Annotated in this window: 15 protein-coding genes and 1 tRNA gene; 4 read left to right on the top strand and 12 right to left on the bottom strand. The window is 56.2% G+C overall.

Features of this window, described 5'->3' with window-relative positions; genetic code table 11:
* Positions 1-9: 9 nt before the first annotated feature.
* From H3U90_RS04670 to H3U90_RS04630, 9 genes are all read right to left on the bottom strand, one after another.
* A complete protein-coding gene (locus H3U90_RS04670) occupies positions 10-306 on the bottom strand; it encodes a F0F1 ATP synthase subunit epsilon (protein ID WP_015022480.1) in 297 nt (98 codons plus the stop codon).
* Positions 307-308: 2 nt separating this feature from the next.
* Positions 309-1,793, bottom strand: coding sequence for a F0F1 ATP synthase subunit beta (atpD, locus tag H3U90_RS04665; protein ID WP_045935798.1), 1,485 nt, complete (start codon positions 1,791-1,793; stop codon positions 309-311).
* Positions 1,794-1,801: 8 nt separating this feature from the next.
* The gene (locus H3U90_RS04660; protein WP_045935799.1) at positions 1,802-2,752 is read right to left on the bottom strand and encodes a F0F1 ATP synthase subunit gamma; all 951 of its coding nucleotides are present in this window, start codon (positions 2,750-2,752) and stop codon (positions 1,802-1,804) included.
* A 3-nt stretch (positions 2,753-2,755) separates the two neighbouring features.
* Positions 2,756-4,414 carry a F0F1 ATP synthase subunit alpha gene (atpA, locus tag H3U90_RS04655; protein WP_198177239.1) on the bottom strand — a complete coding sequence of 553 codons (1,659 nt, stop codon included), beginning with the start codon at positions 4,412-4,414 and terminating at the stop codon, positions 2,756-2,758.
* 46 nt (positions 4,415-4,460) lie between these two features.
* On the bottom strand, positions 4,461-5,288 hold the full coding sequence (locus H3U90_RS04650; protein WP_198177238.1) for a F0F1 ATP synthase subunit delta: 828 nt from the start codon (positions 5,286-5,288) through the stop codon (positions 4,461-4,463).
* A gap of 48 nt (positions 5,289-5,336) precedes the next feature.
* Positions 5,337-5,873 (bottom strand): F0F1 ATP synthase subunit B, encoded by a 537-nt coding sequence (locus H3U90_RS04645; RefSeq protein WP_045935802.1) that lies wholly within the window; start codon positions 5,871-5,873, stop codon positions 5,337-5,339.
* Positions 5,874-5,923: 50 nt separating this feature from the next.
* Positions 5,924-6,151: an ATP synthase F0 subunit C gene (gene atpE / locus H3U90_RS04640; RefSeq protein WP_015022486.1), complete on the bottom strand. Its 228-nt coding sequence runs from the start codon at positions 6,149-6,151 to the stop codon at positions 5,924-5,926.
* 131 nt (positions 6,152-6,282) lie between these two features.
* Positions 6,283-7,098, bottom strand: coding sequence for a F0F1 ATP synthase subunit A (atpB, locus tag H3U90_RS04635; RefSeq protein WP_045935803.1), 816 nt, complete (start codon positions 7,096-7,098; stop codon positions 6,283-6,285).
* 191 nt (positions 7,099-7,289) lie between these two features.
* Complete coding sequence (locus tag H3U90_RS04630; protein WP_198177237.1) at positions 7,290-8,336, bottom strand: homoserine O-succinyltransferase; 1,047 nt, start codon at positions 8,334-8,336, stop codon at positions 7,290-7,292.
* Between the two features lie 95 nt (positions 8,337-8,431).
* On the opposite strand from H3U90_RS04630, the gene H3U90_RS04625 reads away from it, so the two are divergent.
* Positions 8,432-8,508 (top strand) — tRNA-Met (locus H3U90_RS04625).
* Between the two features lie 173 nt (positions 8,509-8,681).
* Here the strand turns inward: H3U90_RS04625 and H3U90_RS04620 are convergent.
* Positions 8,682-10,208 (bottom strand): DUF2130 domain-containing protein, encoded by a 1,527-nt coding sequence (locus tag H3U90_RS04620; RefSeq protein ID WP_198177236.1) that lies wholly within the window; start codon positions 10,206-10,208, stop codon positions 8,682-8,684.
* A 45-nt stretch (positions 10,209-10,253) separates the two neighbouring features.
* Positions 10,254-11,882: an ATP-binding protein gene (locus H3U90_RS04615; RefSeq protein WP_198177235.1), complete on the bottom strand. Its 1,629-nt coding sequence runs from the start codon at positions 11,880-11,882 to the stop codon at positions 10,254-10,256.
* Between the two features lie 1,655 nt (positions 11,883-13,537).
* On the opposite strand from H3U90_RS04615, the gene H3U90_RS04610 reads away from it, so the two are divergent.
* Positions 13,538-14,062, top strand: coding sequence for a hypothetical protein (locus tag H3U90_RS04610; protein ID WP_198177234.1), 525 nt, complete (start codon positions 13,538-13,540; stop codon positions 14,060-14,062).
* A 337-nt stretch (positions 14,063-14,399) separates the two neighbouring features.
* Positions 14,400-14,774 (top strand): aldo/keto reductase, encoded by a 375-nt coding sequence (locus tag H3U90_RS04605; protein WP_232340477.1) that lies wholly within the window; start codon positions 14,400-14,402, stop codon positions 14,772-14,774.
* A gap of 447 nt (positions 14,775-15,221) precedes the next feature.
* Here the strand turns inward: H3U90_RS04605 and H3U90_RS04600 are convergent, their stop codons facing one another.
* Positions 15,222-16,226 (bottom strand): LacI family DNA-binding transcriptional regulator, encoded by a 1,005-nt coding sequence (locus tag H3U90_RS04600; RefSeq protein ID WP_198177233.1) that lies wholly within the window; start codon positions 16,224-16,226, stop codon positions 15,222-15,224.
* Positions 16,227-16,359: 133 nt separating this feature from the next.
* On the opposite strand from H3U90_RS04600, the gene H3U90_RS04595 reads away from it, so the two are divergent.
* Positions 16,360-20,142 (top strand): glycosyl hydrolase 115 family protein, encoded by a 3,783-nt coding sequence (locus H3U90_RS04595; RefSeq protein WP_198177232.1) that lies wholly within the window; start codon positions 16,360-16,362, stop codon positions 20,140-20,142.
* Positions 20,143-20,161 lie beyond the last annotated feature (19 nt).

Here is a 20,161-nt window from a genome sequence, read left to right as displayed (position 1 = left end):
GAAAGGAAGTCAGGACTGCTGCCCCTGATCGGCATCCTCCAGGTAGTGGTCCACGGCCACAGTCAGCTTGTTGCTGTCGAAGGAGGCGAATCCGCTGTCCACATGGAAGGACTGACGACCGCCATCGGTGGCCTGAACCCGGATGTTGCCCTCCTGCAGCAGTGCCAGCACCGGCTCGTGGTCGGGCATGATGCCCATGGACCCCTGGGTGCCGGGCACGGTGACCGACCGCGCCTGACCCGACCAGATGGGCCTGTCCGCCGAGACGATGTTGACCTGCATGGAAGCCTTGCCTGTGTCCGCCATGACTACCGGTATTCCTTCTGCATATCGTGCCACTTGTGCTCCAGGTCGTCGATGCCGCCGATGCCGGAGAATGCCTGCTCGGGCACGTCGTCATAGGCGCCGTCGCAGATGCGGGTGAAGGCCTCGATGGTCTCGTCCGCAGGCACGTAGGAACCCTTGCGACCGGTGAACTTTTCAGCCACGTAGAAGTTCTGGCCAAGGAACTGCTCGATCTTGCGGGCGCGGTTGACGGTGGTCTTGTCCTCCTCGCCCAGCTCGTCGATGCCGATCAGGGCGATGATGTCCTGGAGCTCCTTGTTCCTCTGCAGGATGGCCTTGACCCGGTTGGCGCAGTCGTAGTGGGCCTGCCCCACATAGCGCGGGTCCAGAATCCTGGAGGTGGATGCCAGCGGATCCACAGCCGGATAGATGCCCTGGGAGGCGATGTCACGGCTGAGCTCGGTGGTGGCGTCCAAGTGGGCGAAGGTAGTCGCAGGGGCCGGGTCGGTGTAATCATCGGCCGGCACATAGATGGCCTGCAGGGAGGTGATCGAATGGCCACGGGTTGAGGTGATTCTCTCCTGCAGGGCACCCATCTCGTCGGCCAGGTTGGGCTGGTAGCCCACGGCCGAGGGCATACGGCCCAGCAGGGTGGAGACCTCGGAGCCGGCCTGGGTGAACCGGAAGATGTTGTCGATGAAGAGCAACACATCCTGGTTCTCCACGTCGCGGAAGTACTCCGACATGGTCAGGGCGGTCAGGGGCACACGCAGACGGGTCCCCGGGGGCTCGTCCATCTGGCCGAAGACCAGTGCGGTCTTCTCCAGAACGCCGGCCTCGTCCATCTCGCCGATCAGGTCGTTGCCCTCACGTGTACGCTCGCCCACGCCTGCGAAGACGGAGACACCGCCGTGGTTCTGCGCCACACGCTGGATCATCTCCTGGATGAGCACGGTCTTGCCCACACCTGCGCCGCCGAACAGGCCGATCTTGCCGCCCTCCACGTAGGGGGTCAGCAGGTCGATGACCTTGATGCCGGTTTCGAACATCTGGGTCTTGGACTCCAGCTGATCGAATGCAGGCGGGTTGCGATGGATGGGCCACCGCTCGGTGACCTTGATCTGCTCACCCTCCTTCTTGTTGAGGATGTTGCCGGCCACGTCGAAGACGTGTCCCTTGGTCACGTCGCCCACGGGCACCATGATGGGCCCGCCCGTATCGGTGACTGTGGCGCCGCGGACCAGGCCGTCGGTGGGCTTCAGGGCCACGGTGCGGACCGTGGAATCGCCCAGGTGCTGCTCCACCTCCAGCATGATGGTGGTCAGCGACTCGCCCTCGGTGTTCGAGGACTGGCTCAGATTCACGGTCAGGGCATTGTAGATGTCCGGCAGGTGACCTGCCGGGAACTCCACATCGATGACCGAACCCTGGACTCGGGTGACGCGCCCCATGGAGGCCGAATCCGGCTTGCGGCTCGCTGTGGTCGGCTGTTCTTGCTGTGCAACCATTGGCGTTCCTACTCTTCCTCTTTGTTGAGCGCATCGGCGCTGCCGACGATCTCGGTAAGTTCCTGCGTGATGGCCGCCTGGCGGCTGGCATTGAGCCTGCGGGTCAGGTCGTCGATCAGCCCCTTGGCGTTATCAGTGGCGGTGTGCATGGCGTTCTGCCTGCTGGCTGTCTCCGAGGCGGCCGAAGTGAGCAGGCATTCATGGATGCGCGACTGAATGTACTTGGGCAGGACGGCATCCAGCACCTCCTGGGAGTTGGGCTCAAAGTCGTAGAGGGCCGCATAGCGGTCACCCTGGCGCCCATGTTCGTCGTCCGGCACGGGAGCATCAATGGCCTCCTCAGGCTGCTCCTGGTCCGGCCTGATCAGCTCCAGAGGCAGCATACGCAACACCCGGACCTTCTGCACCACCATGTTGATGAATTCGGTGTAGACGATGTAGAGCTCGGAGACGCCCCCCTTGGCCGCTGGAGTCATATAGGTTTCCAGCAGTGCCTGGGAGATCTCCCTGGCCACATCCACGCCGGGCCGATCGCTGTCGCCCTCCCAGGTCTTGACGATGCTGCGGTTGCGGTAGCGGTAGTAAGAGACACCGCGACGACCGTAGACGAAGAGCTGGGGCTGTCGGCCCTGCTGGTCCAGTCGGGCCAGCAGGGACTCCGTCTCGCGGATGACCGAGGAGGTATAGGCCCCTGCCATGCCGCGGTCGGCCGTCAGCGCCAGCACAGCCACGCGCGGGTTCTTCTCGTCCTTCCTGACAATGGGATGGCGGATGTCGTCCGTATGGGCCACCAGGGCCTGGACTGCATCGAAGATCGCATCGGAGTAAGGCTTCGCTTCCAGGGCCACGGTCCTGGCCTTGGCGATATGCGAGGAGGCTATCATCTCCTGGGCATTGAAGATCTTCTCCAATGCCGAAGTGGAGGCGATCCTTGACTTGAATGCGAGTTGTGAGGCCATGGTCTACCGCTTCCCGGCCTTGCTGCCGCTCTTGCCGTCGGCCACCAGCTTCTCCTGCTGGACGGCCACAGGCTGCCCCTGGTCCTGATCGGCCTTGTGGCCATCCATGGTCTGGCCCTTGTGGGTCACGAAGGTCTTGGCGAACTCGTCCACGGCCTTATCCAGGGCCTTCTCGGTGTCGTCGGTGAAGTCCTCAGTGTCGCGGATGGTCTTGAGGATGTCGGTGTTGTGGTCCAGGTAGTCCAGGAGCCCTGACTCGAAGGGCAGCACGTCCTCCAGGTCCAGATCATCCAGCTTGCCATGGGTGCCCACCCAGACCGAGACGACCTGCTTCTCCATGGAGTAAGGCGTGAACTGGGGCTGCTTGAGCAGCTCGGTCAGCCTGGCGCCGCGGGTCAGCTGGGCCTTGGAGGCCGCATCCAGATCCGAGGCGAACATGGCGAAGGACTGCAGGGAGCGGTACTGGGCCAGGGAGATCTTCAGGGTCGAGGAGACCTTCTTCAGGGCCTTGGTCTGTGCGGCGCCGCCCACACGGGAGACTGAAATGCCCACGTCCACGGCGGGACGCTGGTTGGAATTGAACAAATCAGACTGCAGGAAGATCTGGCCGTCGGTGATGGAGATCACGTTGGTCGGAATGTAGGCCGAAACGTCGTTGGCCTTGGTCTCGATGATGGGCAGACCGGTCATGGATCCGCCGCCCAGGTCATCGGAGAGCTTCGCGCAGCGCTCCAGCAGACGCGAATGCAGGTAGAAGACGTCGCCAGGGTAAGCCTCACGCCCCGGCGGACGACGCAGCAGCAGGGAGATGGACCGGTAGGCCTCGGCCTGCTTGCTCAGGTCGTCGAAGACGATCAGGACGTGCTTGCCGCCATACATCCAGTGCTGGCCGATGGCCGAACCGGTGTAGGGGGCTATGTACTTGAAGCCTGCGGAGTCGGAAGCCGGGGAGGCCACGATGGTGGTGTACTCCATGGCGCCGGCCTCTTCCAGGGAGGAACGGACCGAGGCGATGGTGGTGCCCTTCTGACCGATGGCCACGTAGATGCACCGCACCTGCTTCTTGGGGTCTCCGGACTCCCAGTTGCGCTTCTGGTTGATGATGGTATCGATGGCGATGGCCGTCTTGCCGGTCTGCCGGTCGCCGATGATCAGCTGGCGCTGACCGCGGCCGATGGGTGTCATGGCGTCGATGGCCTTGATGCCGGTGGCCAGGGGCTCATCGACGGGATGCCGGTGCATGACGTCGGGGGCCTGAGCCTCCAGGATTCTGCGGCCCTCGCTCTTGATTTCGCCCAGGCCGTCGATGGGCTCGCCCAGAGGGTTGACCGTACGCCCCAGATAGCCGTCGCCGACGGGCACTGAGAGCACCTCACCGGTCCTGTGGACTTCCTGGCCCTCTTCGACACCTGCGAAGTCGCCCAGGATGACCACGCCGATCTCTCGGGCGTCCAGGTTGAAAGCCAGACCCAGCGTGCCGTCCTCGAAGGTCAGCAGCTCGTTGGCCATGCAACCAGGCAGTCCCTCCACATGCGCAATGCCGTCACCAGCCGTACGGACGTAGCCCACCTCCTGGGTGGGGGTGTCCGTCGGCTTGTAGGACTCGACGAACTGGTCGAGCGCCTTGCGCACCACGGCGGGATCAATGGTCATTTCTGCCATGATCACTCCTTATTTCTGTTCTTGTTCAAGTCTGTTGGTCCCATGCTCATCCTGCCACGGCCATCCGCCGCTTCAGGTGCTTCAGCTGGGTGGCCACCGTGCCGTCGGTGGAGACCGAGCCGTACTGGACCTTCATGCCGCCTAGGACCGAAGGATCGACCACCGAGTTGATGTGGACCGGCTTGCCCAGCTTGTGCCCGTAGACCTCCTGCAGACGGCTGACCTGTTTGTCCTTCATGGAGACCGCCGTGGTGACGGTGACCATGACCTGGTCCATGTGCTCGGAGAAGCGGTCCACCAACCAAACGATAGTGTCTGGGAAGCGCCGTCCGCGCAGGTCGATGGTGGCGTTCAGGGCCATCTGCTCGGTGACCGGATGCATATGCTGCCCGTCAAGGAGCGCCCTGAGCAGGTCGGCCCGGGCTTTGGAATCACTGTACTCGTCCGAGAGCCGGAAGAGCACCAGAGGCATCCCGAGCAGGGCCGAATGGATCTCAGCCAGCTCGCCGGCCACCTGGTTGGTGATGCCCAGAGCATCGGCGTAATAGGCGGTGGCATCCACTGACATGTCCTCGGCCGCGTTGGCGATGTGCACCACACGGCTCCACTGATGATCGGTCAGATCATGGAGGATATCCACGGTCAGCGGATCGGCCTTATCAGCCAGGATGGTGTCGATCACCCGCCACTTGTCCTCAGCAGGACGGGAGGGGTCGGTCAGCGCACGCTCCAGGGGCCTGTTGGCATCGAGCAGGGTCACGAAGGTATAGAGCTCCATGGCCACACGGAGGGCATCCTTCCCCTTGCTCTTGAGCAAAGGGGCATACTTGGCCCTAGTCTCCTTGTCGGAGCTCAGCGAAGTCTCTCCTCGCATGTCACCTCCCCTTTCGCGGAATCAACGTTCCCATCGTCCGCCAATCAGTCACCCTGCCTGCCGCTTGTCCGAGCCCTGGTCCGCGATGATCGAGTCGATCATAGAGGACTGCACGGCATCATCCTGAAGCTGCGAGCCCAGGATTTTGCCGGCAAGAGCCGTAGCCAGCGTGCCCACCTCGCCCTTGAGCGAGACCAGCGCCTGCTGCTGCTGGGTCTTGAGGGATCGCTGGGCGTTCTCGGTGATCTGGTTGGCCTCGGTCTCGGCCCGGGTCCTGGCATCCGCCACGATCCTGGAGGCCTCGGCGCGGGCGTCATCACGGATCTGGGAAGCCTCAACACGAGCCTTGCCCAGCTGATCCTGATACTGCTTACGGGCCTGATCCGCCTCTTCACGAGCCTTGGCGGCCTTCTGGATGTTGCCCTCAATCTTGGACGAGCGCTCATCGAAGATGGCCTGGAACTTGGGCATGAAGAACTTGTAGAAGAAGACGGCCAGGATGACCAGGATGACCAGCGACCAGAAGATATCGTAAATCGGAGGAATAAACAGCTTGATCCCTTTGCCTACCGCTAGAGCGTACATTGGCTCCTCCTTTCCTTTATCGAAGCCGGATCATGCAAGAATCACACGGCTCAGGCGATGAAGAGCGCCACGAAGCCCAGCAGGGCCAGCACCTCGATCAGAGCCAGGCCGATGAACATAGTGGTGCGCAGCTGTCCGCTGATCTCAGGCTGGCGAGCCATGCTCTCGACGGTCTTGCCGACGGCGATGCCCAGACCCAGCGCGGGGCCGAGAGCTGCAATGCCGTATCCCAGGATGCTCAGATTGCCGGAGACCTCAGCAAGTGTGATGATGTCCATTTATTTTCCTTTCCTCCACCGTTGCCGGTTCTTGGATTGTGGTTCGGCCCCGACCCCCGTCTACTGGTCGGAACCAACGAATATGTGGGCTGCGACCGCTTAAAACGCCGACCGCGGCTTGTTCTTTTCGCTCAACCTTCTTCAGGGTAACTCATGGAGATGTAAACCGTGGTCAGGATGGCGAAGATGTAGGCCTGAAGGGCCGCCACAAAGATTTCAAAGGCCGTCAGGGCGAAGCCCAGAACGAACCAGCCGACGCCCGCCAGTGCCAAAGCCTTATTGCTGACCTCGATGATGTAGAACTGGGTAAAGGCCAGGGTAACCGCCACCAGCAGATGGCCAGCGATCATGTTGGCGAAGAGTCGGATGGTCAGAGAGGCCGGCTTGACGATGACCATCTCCAGAAGCTGGATGGGCGTCAGAATAATATAGAGAGGCCAGGGCACACCAGCTGGAAAGAGCTCCGACTTGAAGTAGCCCCAGACACCCTGCTCCCGGAATCCCGTTACCATGTACTGGCAGAAAGTCCAGATGGCGAAGACCAGAGGCATGGTGATAGTGGCCGTAGCAGCTATGTTCATGCCTGGCACGATGCCACAGAGGTTGAAGACCAGGATGGTCAAGAAGATGGTCGTGATCATGGGCACGTAGCGCTTGCCACGAATCTCGCCCAAGGTGTCATAGACGACCGAGTCACGGATGAACTCGATGACCCACTCAATTGCCCCCTGCCAGCGGGATGGAATCAGCTTGGCCCTTGCGGCAGTGATCCCCAGCACCAGAAGAATGATGACCATGGCCACGAATCTGATCAGGATGATCCGGTTCATGGCAAAGGGCGTTCCCTGGAAAAGAATCTCAGGAGGCAGGAAATCATCGATGGAAGGCAGCTCACTCGGCTTGGCCATGGCCAGACTGAAAGCTTCACTTCCCATTGCCTCTAGCATCTATCGCCTCCTGAACGACACAGTGAACACTATAGCGCGCACGCGACTCATGGCTGCACCGTATGGGTAGTGTAGCCCAGACCAGGAGCCACGGTAATCATAGATTCATCCAGTGTGTCACAAATAGTGGCCGCAGGTCCAATCCGCACCGCGACGTGGACAGGCCGATGACGAATGTAATGCGACCGTCATCAACTCTTGACAGCACCCGGAATAAGCCCATACCCGTCACCCGTCAAGGGCCGATAACCGTCGGTGCGTGGGCAGGCAGGGGCGTGTCTGATGGATCGGTCGGTGCCTAGCCGGCCAGCAGCCCGCAGAGTCGGCACCTGGTCCAAGTCGTAGGGGGTGGTCTCGTAGACCCAGTTCAGCCAGTTGCGCCAGAGCAGGTTGGCGTGGGCCCGCCAGGAGAAGACCGGCTCCAAAGTCGGATCATCGTGAGGGTAGTAGTTGACCGGGAAAGGCACCTGATCCAGGCCCTTGGCCATGTCACGCTGGTACTCGTGGGCCAGGGTGTCACGGTCGTACTCCCAGTGGCCAAGCACGAAAATCTCCGAGAAATCCTGGGTGCTGATAAGCCCTGGGCCGGACTGGGGACCCCAGGTCAGCACCTGCAGATCCGGACAGGCCCGCACCTGGTCCTCGTCCACTCCGGCCCATCGGGAGTGGGGCTGCAGGGCTACCTCGTCGAAGCCATTGGTGATGAAGCAGTACTCGTCCTGCAGATACTGGGGAAAGACCCCGAAGACCTTGCGATCCAGGTTGCGCTTGGCGATGCCGTGGCGGTAGTAGAGCCCAGCCATGGCCCCCCAGCACAGATACATAGTGGAGAAGACGTGGGTAGACGCCCAGTCCAGAATGCGGGTCAGTTCATCCCAGTAGTCGACCTGCTCGAAGTCCATCTGCTCCACCGGGGCGCCCGTTACGACAAGACCGTCATAACAGTTGTCCTTGAAGGAGTCCAGATTCTCGTAGAACTTGACCAGGTGATCCATGCTGGTGTGCACGGCCTGATGGGTGGAAGTCTTCATGAAGTCGATCTCCACTTGCAGCGGTGACTTGGAGATCAGGCGCAGCAGCTGGGTCTCGGTCTCCACCTTGGTCGGCATCAGGTTGAGGATGACTAGCCTGAGCGGACGCATCTCCTGGCGCTCCGCCTCGTGGCTTTCCAGGGCGAAGATGCGCTCCGAATCCAGGATGGATCTGGCCGGCAATCCGGTGGGGATGGTGATAGGCATGACTCTATTATGGCCCAGCGCGGGCGTGCCCACACACGGACTTGACAAGTGCGCTGGAATCCGTAACATAGATAACTGCTGTGTTGAACAGCCGACGCGGGGTGGAGCAGTTCGGTAGCTCGCTGGGCTCATAACCCAGAGGTCTCAGGTTCAAATCCTGACCCCGCTACCAGTAAGGCTCGGAATCGTTTGGATTCCGAGCCTTTGCTTTTCTATCTCAGCGTATTTGAGGAAGATCAGAACAGTTGCTGACATGGTGCAACCAGTTATGGTTGGACATCCCGACTGCAAAATTAGAGAAGCCGTCTACGCCTAACCCTTCACATGGTTGCACCGTTCAAGTTCTCAGCTTCCTATGGCTTTGGATTTCTTTACTTCGTCGAACTTGGCTTTCATGGTCTCATTGTTTCTGGTCAGTCTTCGTATGGTCACGTCCTGCGCCTTGTTGTTGGCCAAACGAAGCTGGTTCTCGGAGCCCAGCAGGGCATCCTTGATCTTGTTCAGGTGGTTGATGGATTTGTCGATCTCCTCCACTGCGGTCTTGAACTTCTTCGAAGCGATATCATAATTGCGGCCAAAAGCGCTCTTGAAAGACTCCAACTCGTCCTCAAAATGCGTTATATCGATGTTCTGTGCCTTCACCTCTTCAAGTTCGTTCTTGTATTGCAAAGAGTTCTTGGCGGCATCACGAAGCAGGGTGATTATCGGTATGAAGAACTGCGGACGGACGACATACATTTTCGGGTAGCGATAGGAGACATCCACGATACCCGTGTTGTACAGGTCACTGTCAGGCTCCAGCAGGGAGACCATGATGGCGTACTCGCAGTCCTTCTCCCGTCTGTCCTTGTCGAGCTCCTTGAAAAAGTCCTCGTTCTTGTGCTTGGTGGAGGTGGTGTCCGTCTCGTTCTTCATCTCGAACATGATGGACACGATCTCCGTGCCGGAATCATCCTTGTCGCGGAAGATGAAGTCGCCCTTACTGCCCGTACGCGCATCGTTGTCTTTCTCGAAGTAGGCATTGGGGAAGGCCGTGGACCGCAGCTTGTTGAATTCAATCTGGCAATGCTGCTCAAGCGTCTCCCCCACCATCTTGGTGGACAGCTTCGCCTTCAGATCACGCAGACGCTCAATCTGCTCGTCACGATCCTGGATCTGGACCTCGTAACGCTCCTTGAGGGACTTGGCCTCGACCTTGCTCTGCAGTTCCGCCTTGTCCAGACTGCTCTTCAACTCTGCTATCTCGGAATCCTTGTCCGCGGCGACCGCCTGCAGCTGCGATTTCAGCTGCTCCTTGGAGAGCTTCTCCTCCGACTCCTTCTCGAGCTGCAGCCTCTCAAGCCTGCCCTTGAAATCATCCCTCTCCTTCTCCACCGGACCCAGAGCCTGGGCAAGCTCCTGCTTCTTCTGCAACTCAAAAGCATCAAGCTGATTCTGCAATTTGACTATCTCGGCCTCTTTGTCCGCAGCCGCCTTTTGCAGCTCGCTTTTGGAATTGGCCTCTGCCAGATCGAGCGCTTGTTGCTTCTCCGACTCGGCCTTATCCAGTTTGGCGCTCAGATCGTCTTTCTCCTTCTCGACCTTCCGCAAGGCTTCTGAAACAGCCAATTCCTTTGCAGCCTGCTCAGATTCCAGCTTTGCCTGCAGCTCCTGTATCTGGGCATCCTTAGCGCTTTTGGTCTTCTGCAAGGTTTGCTCGGCCTGCGCCTTGTCCAGTTCGCGGATCTTGCTATTCTCACGTTCAGTCTGCTCAAGCCGTTCATGAAGCTGCCTGTCAAAATCCTTATCACGAACCTGCTTCAGGATATCGGCATATCCGGCCTGGTCAATGGTGAATGCGGTTCCGCATTTGGGACAAATAATCTCTGGCATCTAGACTACCTTATGCGCGCTAGCTCTAATATAATTAAGTGCTTTTTATCTTATAGCATAGTTTTTTAGCTTGGTATCCAACAGATGGGCCATGAATTCGATCGAACGCTTAATTTCAGCATACGTAGGTTTTGCTCTTTTCCTCGAATCCTCATGATTTGGATTGTCTCCAGGATGATCAAAATAATTACGAATATAAGCAGTCATTGTATGATCTTCATTATCGCGATAGTGATTATAATGCATGCAATCAGGAGAATTGTAATTTATTTTCTCAGCACCAGGCTGTTCTTCTAACCACTTATCCACGCTGCTAATGCTATTGTATTTTTTGTGGTCGCCACTACGTCTTTTCATTTCCTTCAGTCTTTCATGCAGTTCGTTAAACAGCTCAATATGGTATTCAATTGATACCTCGCCAAAAGCGCTGTAATTCACTTCATTCAACGAGGGGTACCTAATATAATGCTCTTTGCTGCACTTGATTTGCTTGCCAGAGGCATCATCTGTTATTATTCTTATTTGATTATACGCGAGTGCCTTAACGACAGTAGCACTATGCGTTGTAAGAATTACTTGAGTATTTTCAGCTTGTGATAGCTCCTTAAAAGCGCCGGCCAGCATTCTCTGATTTGCCGTGTGCTGAGAAGTTTCAGGTTCTTCGATCGCGTAAATTATCCCATTGTTAGTATCGGTTGAAGCCAACCTATACTCTGCTTCGGCACGGAAAAAACTGAGCAGTATCAACCTTCTGACACCACTACCTCTTTTGTTCATCGGAATATCATTGTCGCCTGTAATTGAAACATTTTTGAATACATCAGCCCATTTTAAATCTTCAACAGAGGGAATCTTCGGATTTAGCGTTTTTGCCACCTCCTTATCCATTTCTTTCATCTTTTTCAATGTTCTCGAAGCTACCTCATTGAGGCTATCGGTTACCTTCGTATAAATGGTATTGAAACTATTCTTTAAGTCAGGATCATTAATAATTGCTTTAACTGACTCTTTTAGGGGATCCTGTATTTCCCCATCTCCATCATCATTGGTTCTATCAGATTGAAACAAAGAATACGTTGGCAAAAAGTATTGTAGTTTTGTCCAAATCTCCTTTGCATCTTCTTTTGAAACGTCCACCTCAGTTAGTTGCAAATCAAGTTCATCTTCGAAGTTTCTCCATATCGCTTTGCGCATCTCGGAGTTAATAGTTCGATTGGCTTGTATGTTATACGTGTCAACTATTTTTTTTAGATCACCATTTTTTGCAGATAAAAGGTCTTTAACGTGCTCACCTGTCGGATGATTAGCTCTAACAAATACTTTTGACTTACCAGCATTAGGATACTTTTTTACAACTTCGAGCAAACCGTCATTGTTAAGCAGATACTCATCTTTAAGGGTAGTTTTATATGAGTGATCTAATACCAACTGATCAGGCAAATGGTCGAATACAACTGCTATTTCGATTTCTTGACTATCTGACATTTTACAAATGTCATCCTTGTCCAATTTGACACATCCTTTACCATCGTTAAAGAAAATGTCAAGTGCTTCAAGAATAGTTGATTTACCTACATCATTCTTTCCGACAAAAGCCGTCAAGTCTTCAAAATTGACAGTTGTCTCATCCTTGTATCCACGGAAGTTTTTTATCCTTAAAGACTTAATTTGCATGTGGACTCCCTCAACTCTGAAAATAACTTCTAACATTATATAACTACAGGTCACCTGAATACCTATATTTCTTATTTATGCTTGATTTATAGAAATCTTAGACGCCGCTCGAACCTGTATCGACGGGTGTTCCAACCAAGATAGAAGGTTGACAACAACTACAGAATTACTTCGACAAAGTTTGCTATATCACTTGTCTGTCGTGCTATATTATCTACAGATTCATAAGATATCGTAGTTTCCTATACAGCAGGATTAAATAATCTTTCCTTACCTCTTCCACCAACGTGCGGAAAACCCCGATGGAACATGCTCGATTACTAATCATACAATCCATTCGTAGGTCATATTGTTAATTTCCAGAGCAACTATGAATATCTACACAATACAACATTTGTATTCAACACATTTTGATTAAAAACTTCCAATTTTTTGTGAGAATCAACGAGTACCCGGGCTCCCTCGACTCCACCACTCGTGCATTGACCGCTCACAGCAGGTGACGCGGATATCACAATCATGCCATGGCCCGGCAGACGCACCAAGAGCGCGGTTCGCATAATCTGCACTATATAGGCTTACCAAATATTTCAAAATCTCGAGTCTTGAAGCTTTTTGACATGTTTCAGGCATCGATATATTCCCGATTCTCGCAATCAAGCCAGCACCAAAACGCAGTTACAGTTATGATTTACGAATAGCATAATCCGACTGAATTGAGAATGCCATCACAGGAAGTGATTGCTTTCTTGCATTTACTAACGTAAGAGGCCGCCGCTAAGCAATACTAATCCTGCGACTTGGTAGGCGCAGCAGCGGCCGCTTTCTTTTCTTCATTTACAATCCAAAGAAGTCACAGCCACTTACGTTCCTAACCTACCTCATACAACATGGCGCTCAAGAACTCCTGATTCCAGCATCAACAGTTGAAACAGGATCTCGAGTCAGATAAACGATTCATCACCGATTAATGCGGCAGACAAATCTGCGCTCTGCCTGAGATCCGACAAGAGTCTAAGCCAACAAGCGATCGTTCTTACCGTCAGGACTGTAGCCGGCTAACAGTCAAAATGAATGAGACGCACCTAGGACCTCAGCCTCGCGACTCAATATTTTTAGCCATGATATCCAATTGGTGGCACACGGACATGCCCAAATGGTTGAGGGTTGCTCTCAAACCTACTGTAACTATAGTCGGCACGCATTTCCATAAATCAGTCACCATGGAATCTTCCATGGGCGTATTGTGCATCAACTCACCCAACCGACAAACGCCTTGTGCAGTTTTCTACTTCGCTGCTTCATGGGAAGTCGGTTTCCTAGATAGAACATTTATTAAGAAAAAAAAAAGACGAACGCGGCAATTCCACCACACGTCACGGTTTGGATTTGAGTTTGCCGCTTCTTTAGCAATAGCCCGCTAAATTGAGCTCGCACAAAATAACGTCGTAGTTAAGTTTATCTTTCAAAGACGATGCTGATTACGGACATTCAACGCATCTTCCTTAACCACCTCTTTCCCCAATAAAAGTGACCCGAATAATGTATAATTATCAAAGCTGGGGTTATGGGTTATTGAAATTTATTGTGTTGTTGCAATAATGTTCGAATAAGGCCAAGTACAGCACCCCGGTCATGATGAAAGGGGTATAATTGTGCAACTGTTATCAGTAAACGCAAAAGAGGATGTCGTCGTTCCTGACGGGAGACGTTGTTACAAGAAACCCTCAGCGGTCATTGATTTCATGGTAAAGAACAAAGATGCCGAGGACAAGATCAAAAGCCAATCTTCTATCTACGATTCGGGTATGTATGACATACTTTGGACAATTCATGACTTAAAGCAGGACAATACCTTAATGGTGCTCTTCCCTAGAAGAAATGGTCTTTCCTATTCTATAAATTCGCATAACTCAGACCCGACCGATACAGATAAATTCAGGTACTTCGTCAGCCAGTCGCTTCTACCAGCTCAGATGGATTCGAATACTGCAGTGCACATAGTCTCCTTTGACGAAGAACATATTTATTGGAAATATCGCGGATTATATACTGTAGCAGGGGAATTGAAATTGACCACACCGATTGAGCGGAGCACTTCTTTGCCAAGCGAGACTGCACTCACCATAAGCGGAGATACACAAATGTTCCTATTGGTATGGTCAAAGATAGCTCATTGACATGATTTCAGGACACCATCACATGGCATTAACGTTAAGAGCGGACAGGGAATCACGCCTGCAACCGTGGTAATCCTGTTGCTCTATGCCATTCAAAATTCGCCTGGATTTGCCGCTGATGCGCAACTGTACTAGCGTACGCCTGGTATCAGTGGCAAATTTATAACAACAGTCAATGCTTTGACCACCATATTCGGCCATCGAGTTGATTGTGCAGATAACTGAACATCTATACCATCAGTCGAAAACATCGAATTTAAATACGAATCTCCAGAATCGACCAAGATGAGAACCATATGAATTCAAAATTCTTCAGGCGGCCGATTGCCCTCAAGCGATGAACCGCTATCCGAACCCAAAAGCCACTGACACACTGCGCAGCGCCACCGACAAGGTCTCTCGCGGCAAGTATGACCGGGCCGAAGACAACGACCTGGCCATCATTGACCGCGTACAAAAAGTGGCGGAGCAGCACGATGTTCCTATGGCCCAGGTAGCCATAGCCTGGCAGTGGGCCAAAGGCGTTGCTTCACCGATCATCGGAGCCACCAAAGCCCGGCACCTTGACGATGCGGCGGCCGCACTGGATTTGAAACTCACACCCGAGGAAATCACCTCCATGGAGGAGCCCTACCTGCCACATGAGACCGTGGGAGCCATCGACAGCAATCCTCCCCAGGGCGTGGTGTTGCTGGATGCAGAGGAGAATTGACTCTGCCAACATCCCTCCGCGTCAGGACTTTCTACGGCAAACGCTTCGAAATCGGCTTCCCCAGCTGTGCGCAGGTCTTACGCACTGCGGAACCAACAGCAGTGGCGCCAAACATGGTGCGGACATCTCACTAAGGGTCCGATCCCGCAGGAAACGCGATGAGCCGGAATCTCCGTCCAATGCGCTTTTGTAAGGTGCAAGGCCATGGCATGTCCTTTCTTCATCAAGTGGAATACGAGACGCCGAAAGGATCAAGATCGCTGACGATGGAAACCAGACCAGACCAGACGGCCTTTGGCTGGATTCTGAGCGGCAGCTCCGACACTGGTCATGGCAAGGAGAAAGTTTGTTAAATGCAAAAGTTTCTGACAGTTAAAGAGCGAGATACTCGCTCGTATCAGTAAGGTCGCAATTGTATGACCCCCTGAAATCTGCCGACGGACTGCTTTACAACGGCATTCTGGTAGAGGCTCGCTGAACCAGCGTGCCCTTGACATATTCGATGCCCTGGTGACCTCGGCAGTCCATCATCTCAGCCAGACAGCTGGCCGCTCTGGTGCCGATGGCCTTCAGGTTCAGGTCAACGCTGGTCAGCGGGGGACGCGAGTTGCCGACAATGACCTGCCGATTGTCAACCCCAACTACCGAAACCCTATCCGGCACGGAGACTTGGCGATCATGCAGGATATCCAGACATCCCCGGGCTATCTCGTCGTCGCCGCAAGCCACCCCATCGAAGTCGATGCCCTCATCCAGCAAGCCAACCATGGTGCGACGTCCGGTCTCTTCGTTCCAGCCCCCATACCGAACCGTACGCACGGGCGCCAACCCATGGCTATCCAGTTCGGCCATCTCGCCCTTGAGTCTCCTGACCGAGGACTGAAAGGCCGGATCGCCGGCAATCAGCACGATTTTTTTCGATCCTCCCTCGACCAGATGCCGGACCATCAACCGCCCGATATCCTCGTTGTCGGTGACGACCGAGCAGTCATGGGGATCCAGGGACGCCTGGTTGGCATAGACAACCGGCACCGGGCAACCGGTCAGCGCTGGCCGCGGATCGGTACGCCATCCGACCATCAGCAGACCTTTGACACCATAGGCCAGCAGATTGTCTATGTGATGCTGTTCAAGAGCCGGGTCCCTGCCGGCATTGCAGAGAAAAACAGGAATGGACTCGACCCCGAAGTAGCTTTCCGCGCCGATCAGGATGGGCATGGAGAATTGGCCGTCCAGGTCCGAAGTGACCAGGCCCACCGACTTGGGCAGGCTGGGAGGTTGGGACTGCTTCTGACGCTCATTGAGCGAGAAGGAGAGCTCCGCCGCAGCCTTGAACACCTTGGCCCTTGTCGGACCGCTGACCTGTGCGCTGTTGCGCAGCGCCTTGGAGGCCGTGGACACCGCAACCCCCGCCTTGGCGGCAACGTCGGCCAGCGTCACTTTCTTGCTCATCGGATCGCCTCCCGGCTCTGCTGGACTGTGAACGTCTCCAACCATGGTAACGGAATAAAGCGGCCATCAGGCCCTCCCGGTCGCATTAGTTTTTCCTCATTGAAAATTTTCCTAATCCGGTGTTAGCCTATGGATGTCCGAACACGGGCGGCAGATCATCCGCCTGATCCGCAGACAGTGGGAGCGCCACATGGTCACCTTGTTTCATCCCCAGCCCGGAACCATCCCAGTGACCGCCGTGTCGGGCGCAGTTCTGGCCGATTCAGGGGTCCGGCCCAATTGGTTACTGGATCATGGGGAGAATTCTGCCGTGCAAATTGCGGCCGGCAACCTGATGCGTGATTTTGCGACCGTGACAGGCCGGGCCCAGAGATCGGCCAATCAGATCGCCGAAAGCAGCCCGAACATCCGCTTGGGCACTCTGGGTCATTCCAGCTGGATCGATTCAGCTGTCTGCTCCGACGAGCTTGATTTGACTCCACTCAAGGACCCCCAAGGAAGGTACCGCTGGGAAGGCTTCACCTTGCAGGTCGTCGACGGCACCCTCAATGTCGTCGGGGCCGACCGGCGCGGAACCATCTACGGAATCTACGCTCTCAGCCGGGCCATCGGCATCTCACCCCTGCACTGGTGGGGAAACGTGCCAGCCCGCCGCCATGAACGGATATGTCTGCCCGACGACCTGCGCGTCTTCGACTGGCCCTCGGTCCGATACCGAGGCTTCTTCATCAACGACGAGGAGGAGCTAGACGACTGGGCCCGCCTGCACACCCCGGACGGAACCATCGGACCGGCGACCTACGAAAAAGTCTTCGATCTGATCCTGCGACTGGGTGGTAACTATCTGTGGCCGGCCATGCACGTCAACGCCTTCAACTCCGACCCGCGCAACGGCAGACTAGCCCAGAGCATGGGGTTGGTCATCGGAAGCAGCCACTGCGACATGCTCCTTCGGAGCAACCAACATGAGTGGGATCCCTGGGTAGCCTCGCAGGGCGCACATGTGGACTATGACTATTCGCTGCCCGGACGCAACCGGGATATGATTCGGCGCTACTGGTCGCAGAGCGTGGACATGAACCGGAACTACGAGGTCACCTGGACCCTGGGCATGCGAGGCATCCACGACACGGGCCTGACCACGCGCGCCATCGACGAGAATCCGAATCTGGATCAGGAGGGTCGTCTGCGAGCGCGAGTCGATCTGCTCGGTCGGATCATTCACGACCAGAGGGACATCCTGCGTCAGCACCTGGACCGACCGCCACAGGAGATCCCACAGCTCTTCATTCCATACAAGGAGGTGCTGCCCCTCTACGATGCGGGCCTGAACCTGCCCGAAGACGTGACCATCATGTGGGTCAACGACAACTACGGGTATATGCGCCGCTTCCCCAATCAGGCCGAACGGGCACGTAGCGGAGGCAATGGGGTTTACTACCACAGCTCCTACTGGGCGCCGCCGAGGACCAGCTACCGCTGCACTTCATCCACTCCCCTGGCTCTGATGAACGACCAGCTGGGCAAGTGCTGGGATCGGGGCATCCGCCGGGTATGGGTGGATAATCTGGGAGCCATCAAGCGCCTGGAGTTGGAGGGGTCCTACTTCCTCCACCTGGCCTGGAATGCGGACGAGGATCACCACAGTCTGTCGGCCCGGGACTTCGTGGCCGCCTGGTTCGATCAGACCTTCGACGACGATCGCGGATCTGAGGCTGCCGACCTGTGTATGAGCTACTACCGGATCAACAATCAGACCAAAATCGAACACCTGCACGAGGACTCCTTCACCCAGATAGGTTACGACGACGAGGCCGGCGGCCGCCTGGCAGCCTTACGAGAACTGGCTGAGCGCTCGCACAATCTTGGCAGGAGCATGAAACCAGAGTTTCGCGAATCCTACCGATCGTTGGTGGATCTGAAGATTGCCATGGCCTACTACGTGAACGCACAGTTCTACCATGCGGACCGCAGCCGTCTTGAGGCCGCCCGAGGCGCTATGCCGGCCGCCGACAGGCAGATGAGGATCTCCCATCTCTTCCAGGGGATGATCCGGGCTCTGCTCCATTGGTACAACGAGGAACTTACCCAGGGCTGCTGGGATGGCATCCTCACTCCAAACAGGTTCCCTCCCCCCACGCTGCCTCAGTACCCGGCTTGCAGACCGGTCAAGGTCCAACCGAACCGGAGGCTAATCCTGACGCCACAAGGAGCACAGGAGGGCGCCATGGTCCCCGGCGATAACGATCACGTCAAGCTGGTCTTTGACCCCTATGGCATCACCGACCGTTGGATTGACCTGGACCTTATGGGATGCCCCGCACAGGAAGTGTGCATCAGCGCCAATCAGGACTGGATCCGTCTGCCAGAGGAGCGGCGGATCGTCAGGGACGAGTGGCGAATCCATGTACAGGTCGAGAACCCCTCAACCCATGCGGATTGTCAGGGCACGCTAACCATCATCACCCGTCCCTGCAACCCGGAGACAACCGAAAAAGCCTGGTCGGCCCCGATCAGAGTCGATGTTCTGGTAGGTGAGAATCCTGTCCTCAAACAGGGATTCACTGGCTACGTCGAGGCGGACGGCCACATCAGCATGGACCCTTCACGCGGACGCGTCAACCACGACCTCACCGAGGCCACTACTTGGCTGGCGACCCAAGACCTGGGGCGTTTCGGCCCGGACCTGATGCAGACCCGGGGATGGAGCGACCCGGAATCAGGAAGCGGGGCTTGTCTGAGTCTGCACTTCTGGCTGAAGACCCCCGGCCGCCATCGTCTGGAGGTTCACCGCCTGCCCACCCTAAACTCACGTGGCCGAATTCGCCTACGTGTCAGCCTTGATGGCAACCGGGGCGAAATCCTGGAATCGCCCACCACCGACGAGTTCCGTGGCGACTGGCAGGAGACCATCGTATACAACGCCGAGCAACTGACCATGATTCTGCCCTATTTGGAGGCAGGACCCCACCGGCTGCATCTGATAGCCGTGGACGACTCCTTCGGCATCGACAAAGTCGTGATCAACACAGGTAGGGAACGGTCCAGCCGGCTGGGACCGGCCTTCAGTACCTGGGTGACAGATGGCCGGCCCTCCGAACAGGCTGATAATGGGAGCTCTCACTCATCTGACATAGACAGGGCTCAGACCGGGAATCAGATTGCAGACCTTCAGCCAACGCCCACGGCCGAGACTTTGGACCGCCCTCTGCGGAACCTGGCCATCAAGGATTACGGAATCGACCCGGACTGCACTCCGAACGTACCTGTACCCTACTTCGATCAGGACTACTGGCTGCACGGCGGTTTGTATACGCGCCCGAAGCTGGTCTGGCCTGCCGGGCATCAGCAGGACCAGGAGCTCAGGCAGAACAACGAGGCCAACAAGGCTCCAGAGCGCATCTACCTTGAGACCGCCGCCTGCCTGAGACAGGACGAAAACGCCTGGCTGTCACAGGATGGGCCGCACAATGGCAAGCCACGGGAGGGCTGCTGGGTCCCCACCGACGCCCCCACTCACAGGGGCCGGGGACTGGCCATGCGGGCCGAGCCAAGGCAACGGCTCTGGCCCGATCCCGGTCGGGCTCCCGGCATGAACCTGTCCTTCCAGGTTGGCAGGCCAGGCAATTACCGGATCTGGCTGCTGGCCCAGTTCGCCTCCGACCTGGAGGACTCCTGCCATTTGATTCTGGACGGTGACCCGCTGGACCGGACCGACCTCTTCCCCCGAGGGGGAAGACTGATGACCTTTGCCACCGAGCATGTCTGGGGATGGTCGGAAATGACCGCCGTCCAACTGACTAACGGCCGGCACGTCCTGACCTTGGAGCCGGAACGGGCCGGCATGCGCATCGCCCGTGTCTACCTGGCCTGCGATGGAACGCGGCCGCCCTTGGATGAGCAGTGGCCCCGTTAGAAAGCCGACAGACCAGGGG

The organism is Bifidobacterium sp. W8103, from assembly GCF_016100775.1.
GTDB lineage: Bacteria > Actinomycetota > Actinomycetes > Actinomycetales > Bifidobacteriaceae > Bombiscardovia > Bombiscardovia choladohabitans.
Note: the sequence above shows the minus strand (reverse complement) of the source record. Positions and strands in the feature narration are given on the sequence as shown.

What these genes read in the sequence shown, in the direction of transcription:
- H3U90_RS04645 (WP_045935802.1), bottom strand. Translation starts at nt 5,873, where the DNA reads ATGTACGCTCTAGCGGTAGGCAAAGGGATCAAGCTGTTTATTCCTCCG.
- H3U90_RS04660 (WP_045935799.1), bottom strand. Translation starts at nt 2,752, where the DNA reads ATGGCCTCACAACTCGCATTCAAGTCAAGGATCGCCTCCACTTCGGCA.
- atpA (WP_198177239.1), bottom strand. Translation starts at nt 4,414, where the DNA reads ATGGCAGAAATGACCATTGATCCCGCCGTGGTGCGCAAGGCGCTCGAC.
- H3U90_RS04650 (WP_198177238.1), bottom strand. Translation starts at nt 5,288, where the DNA reads ATGCGAGGAGAGACTTCGCTGAGCTCCGACAAGGAGACTAGGGCCAAG.
- H3U90_RS04615 (WP_198177235.1), bottom strand. Translation starts at nt 11,882, where the DNA reads ATGCAAATTAAGTCTTTAAGGATAAAAAACTTCCGTGGATACAAGGAT.
- H3U90_RS04630 (WP_198177237.1), bottom strand. Translation starts at nt 8,336, where the DNA reads ATGCCTATCACCATCCCCACCGGATTGCCGGCCAGATCCATCCTGGAT.
- H3U90_RS04605 (WP_232340477.1), top strand. Translation starts at nt 14,400, where the DNA reads ATGAACCGCTATCCGAACCCAAAAGCCACTGACACACTGCGCAGCGCC.
- atpE (WP_015022486.1), bottom strand. Translation starts at nt 6,151, where the DNA reads ATGGACATCATCACACTTGCTGAGGTCTCCGGCAATCTGAGCATCCTG.
- atpB (WP_045935803.1), bottom strand. Translation starts at nt 7,098, where the DNA reads ATGCTAGAGGCAATGGGAAGTGAAGCTTTCAGTCTGGCCATGGCCAAG.
- H3U90_RS04620 (WP_198177236.1), bottom strand. Translation starts at nt 10,208, where the DNA reads ATGCCAGAGATTATTTGTCCCAAATGCGGAACCGCATTCACCATTGAC.
- H3U90_RS04600 (WP_198177233.1), bottom strand. Translation starts at nt 16,226, where the DNA reads ATGAGCAAGAAAGTGACGCTGGCCGACGTTGCCGCCAAGGCGGGGGTT.
- atpD (WP_045935798.1), bottom strand. Translation starts at nt 1,793, where the DNA reads ATGGTTGCACAGCAAGAACAGCCGACCACAGCGAGCCGCAAGCCGGAT.
- H3U90_RS04595 (WP_198177232.1), top strand. Translation starts at nt 16,360, where the DNA reads ATGTCCGAACACGGGCGGCAGATCATCCGCCTGATCCGCAGACAGTGG.
- H3U90_RS04670 (WP_015022480.1), bottom strand. Translation starts at nt 306, where the DNA reads ATGGCGGACACAGGCAAGGCTTCCATGCAGGTCAACATCGTCTCGGCG.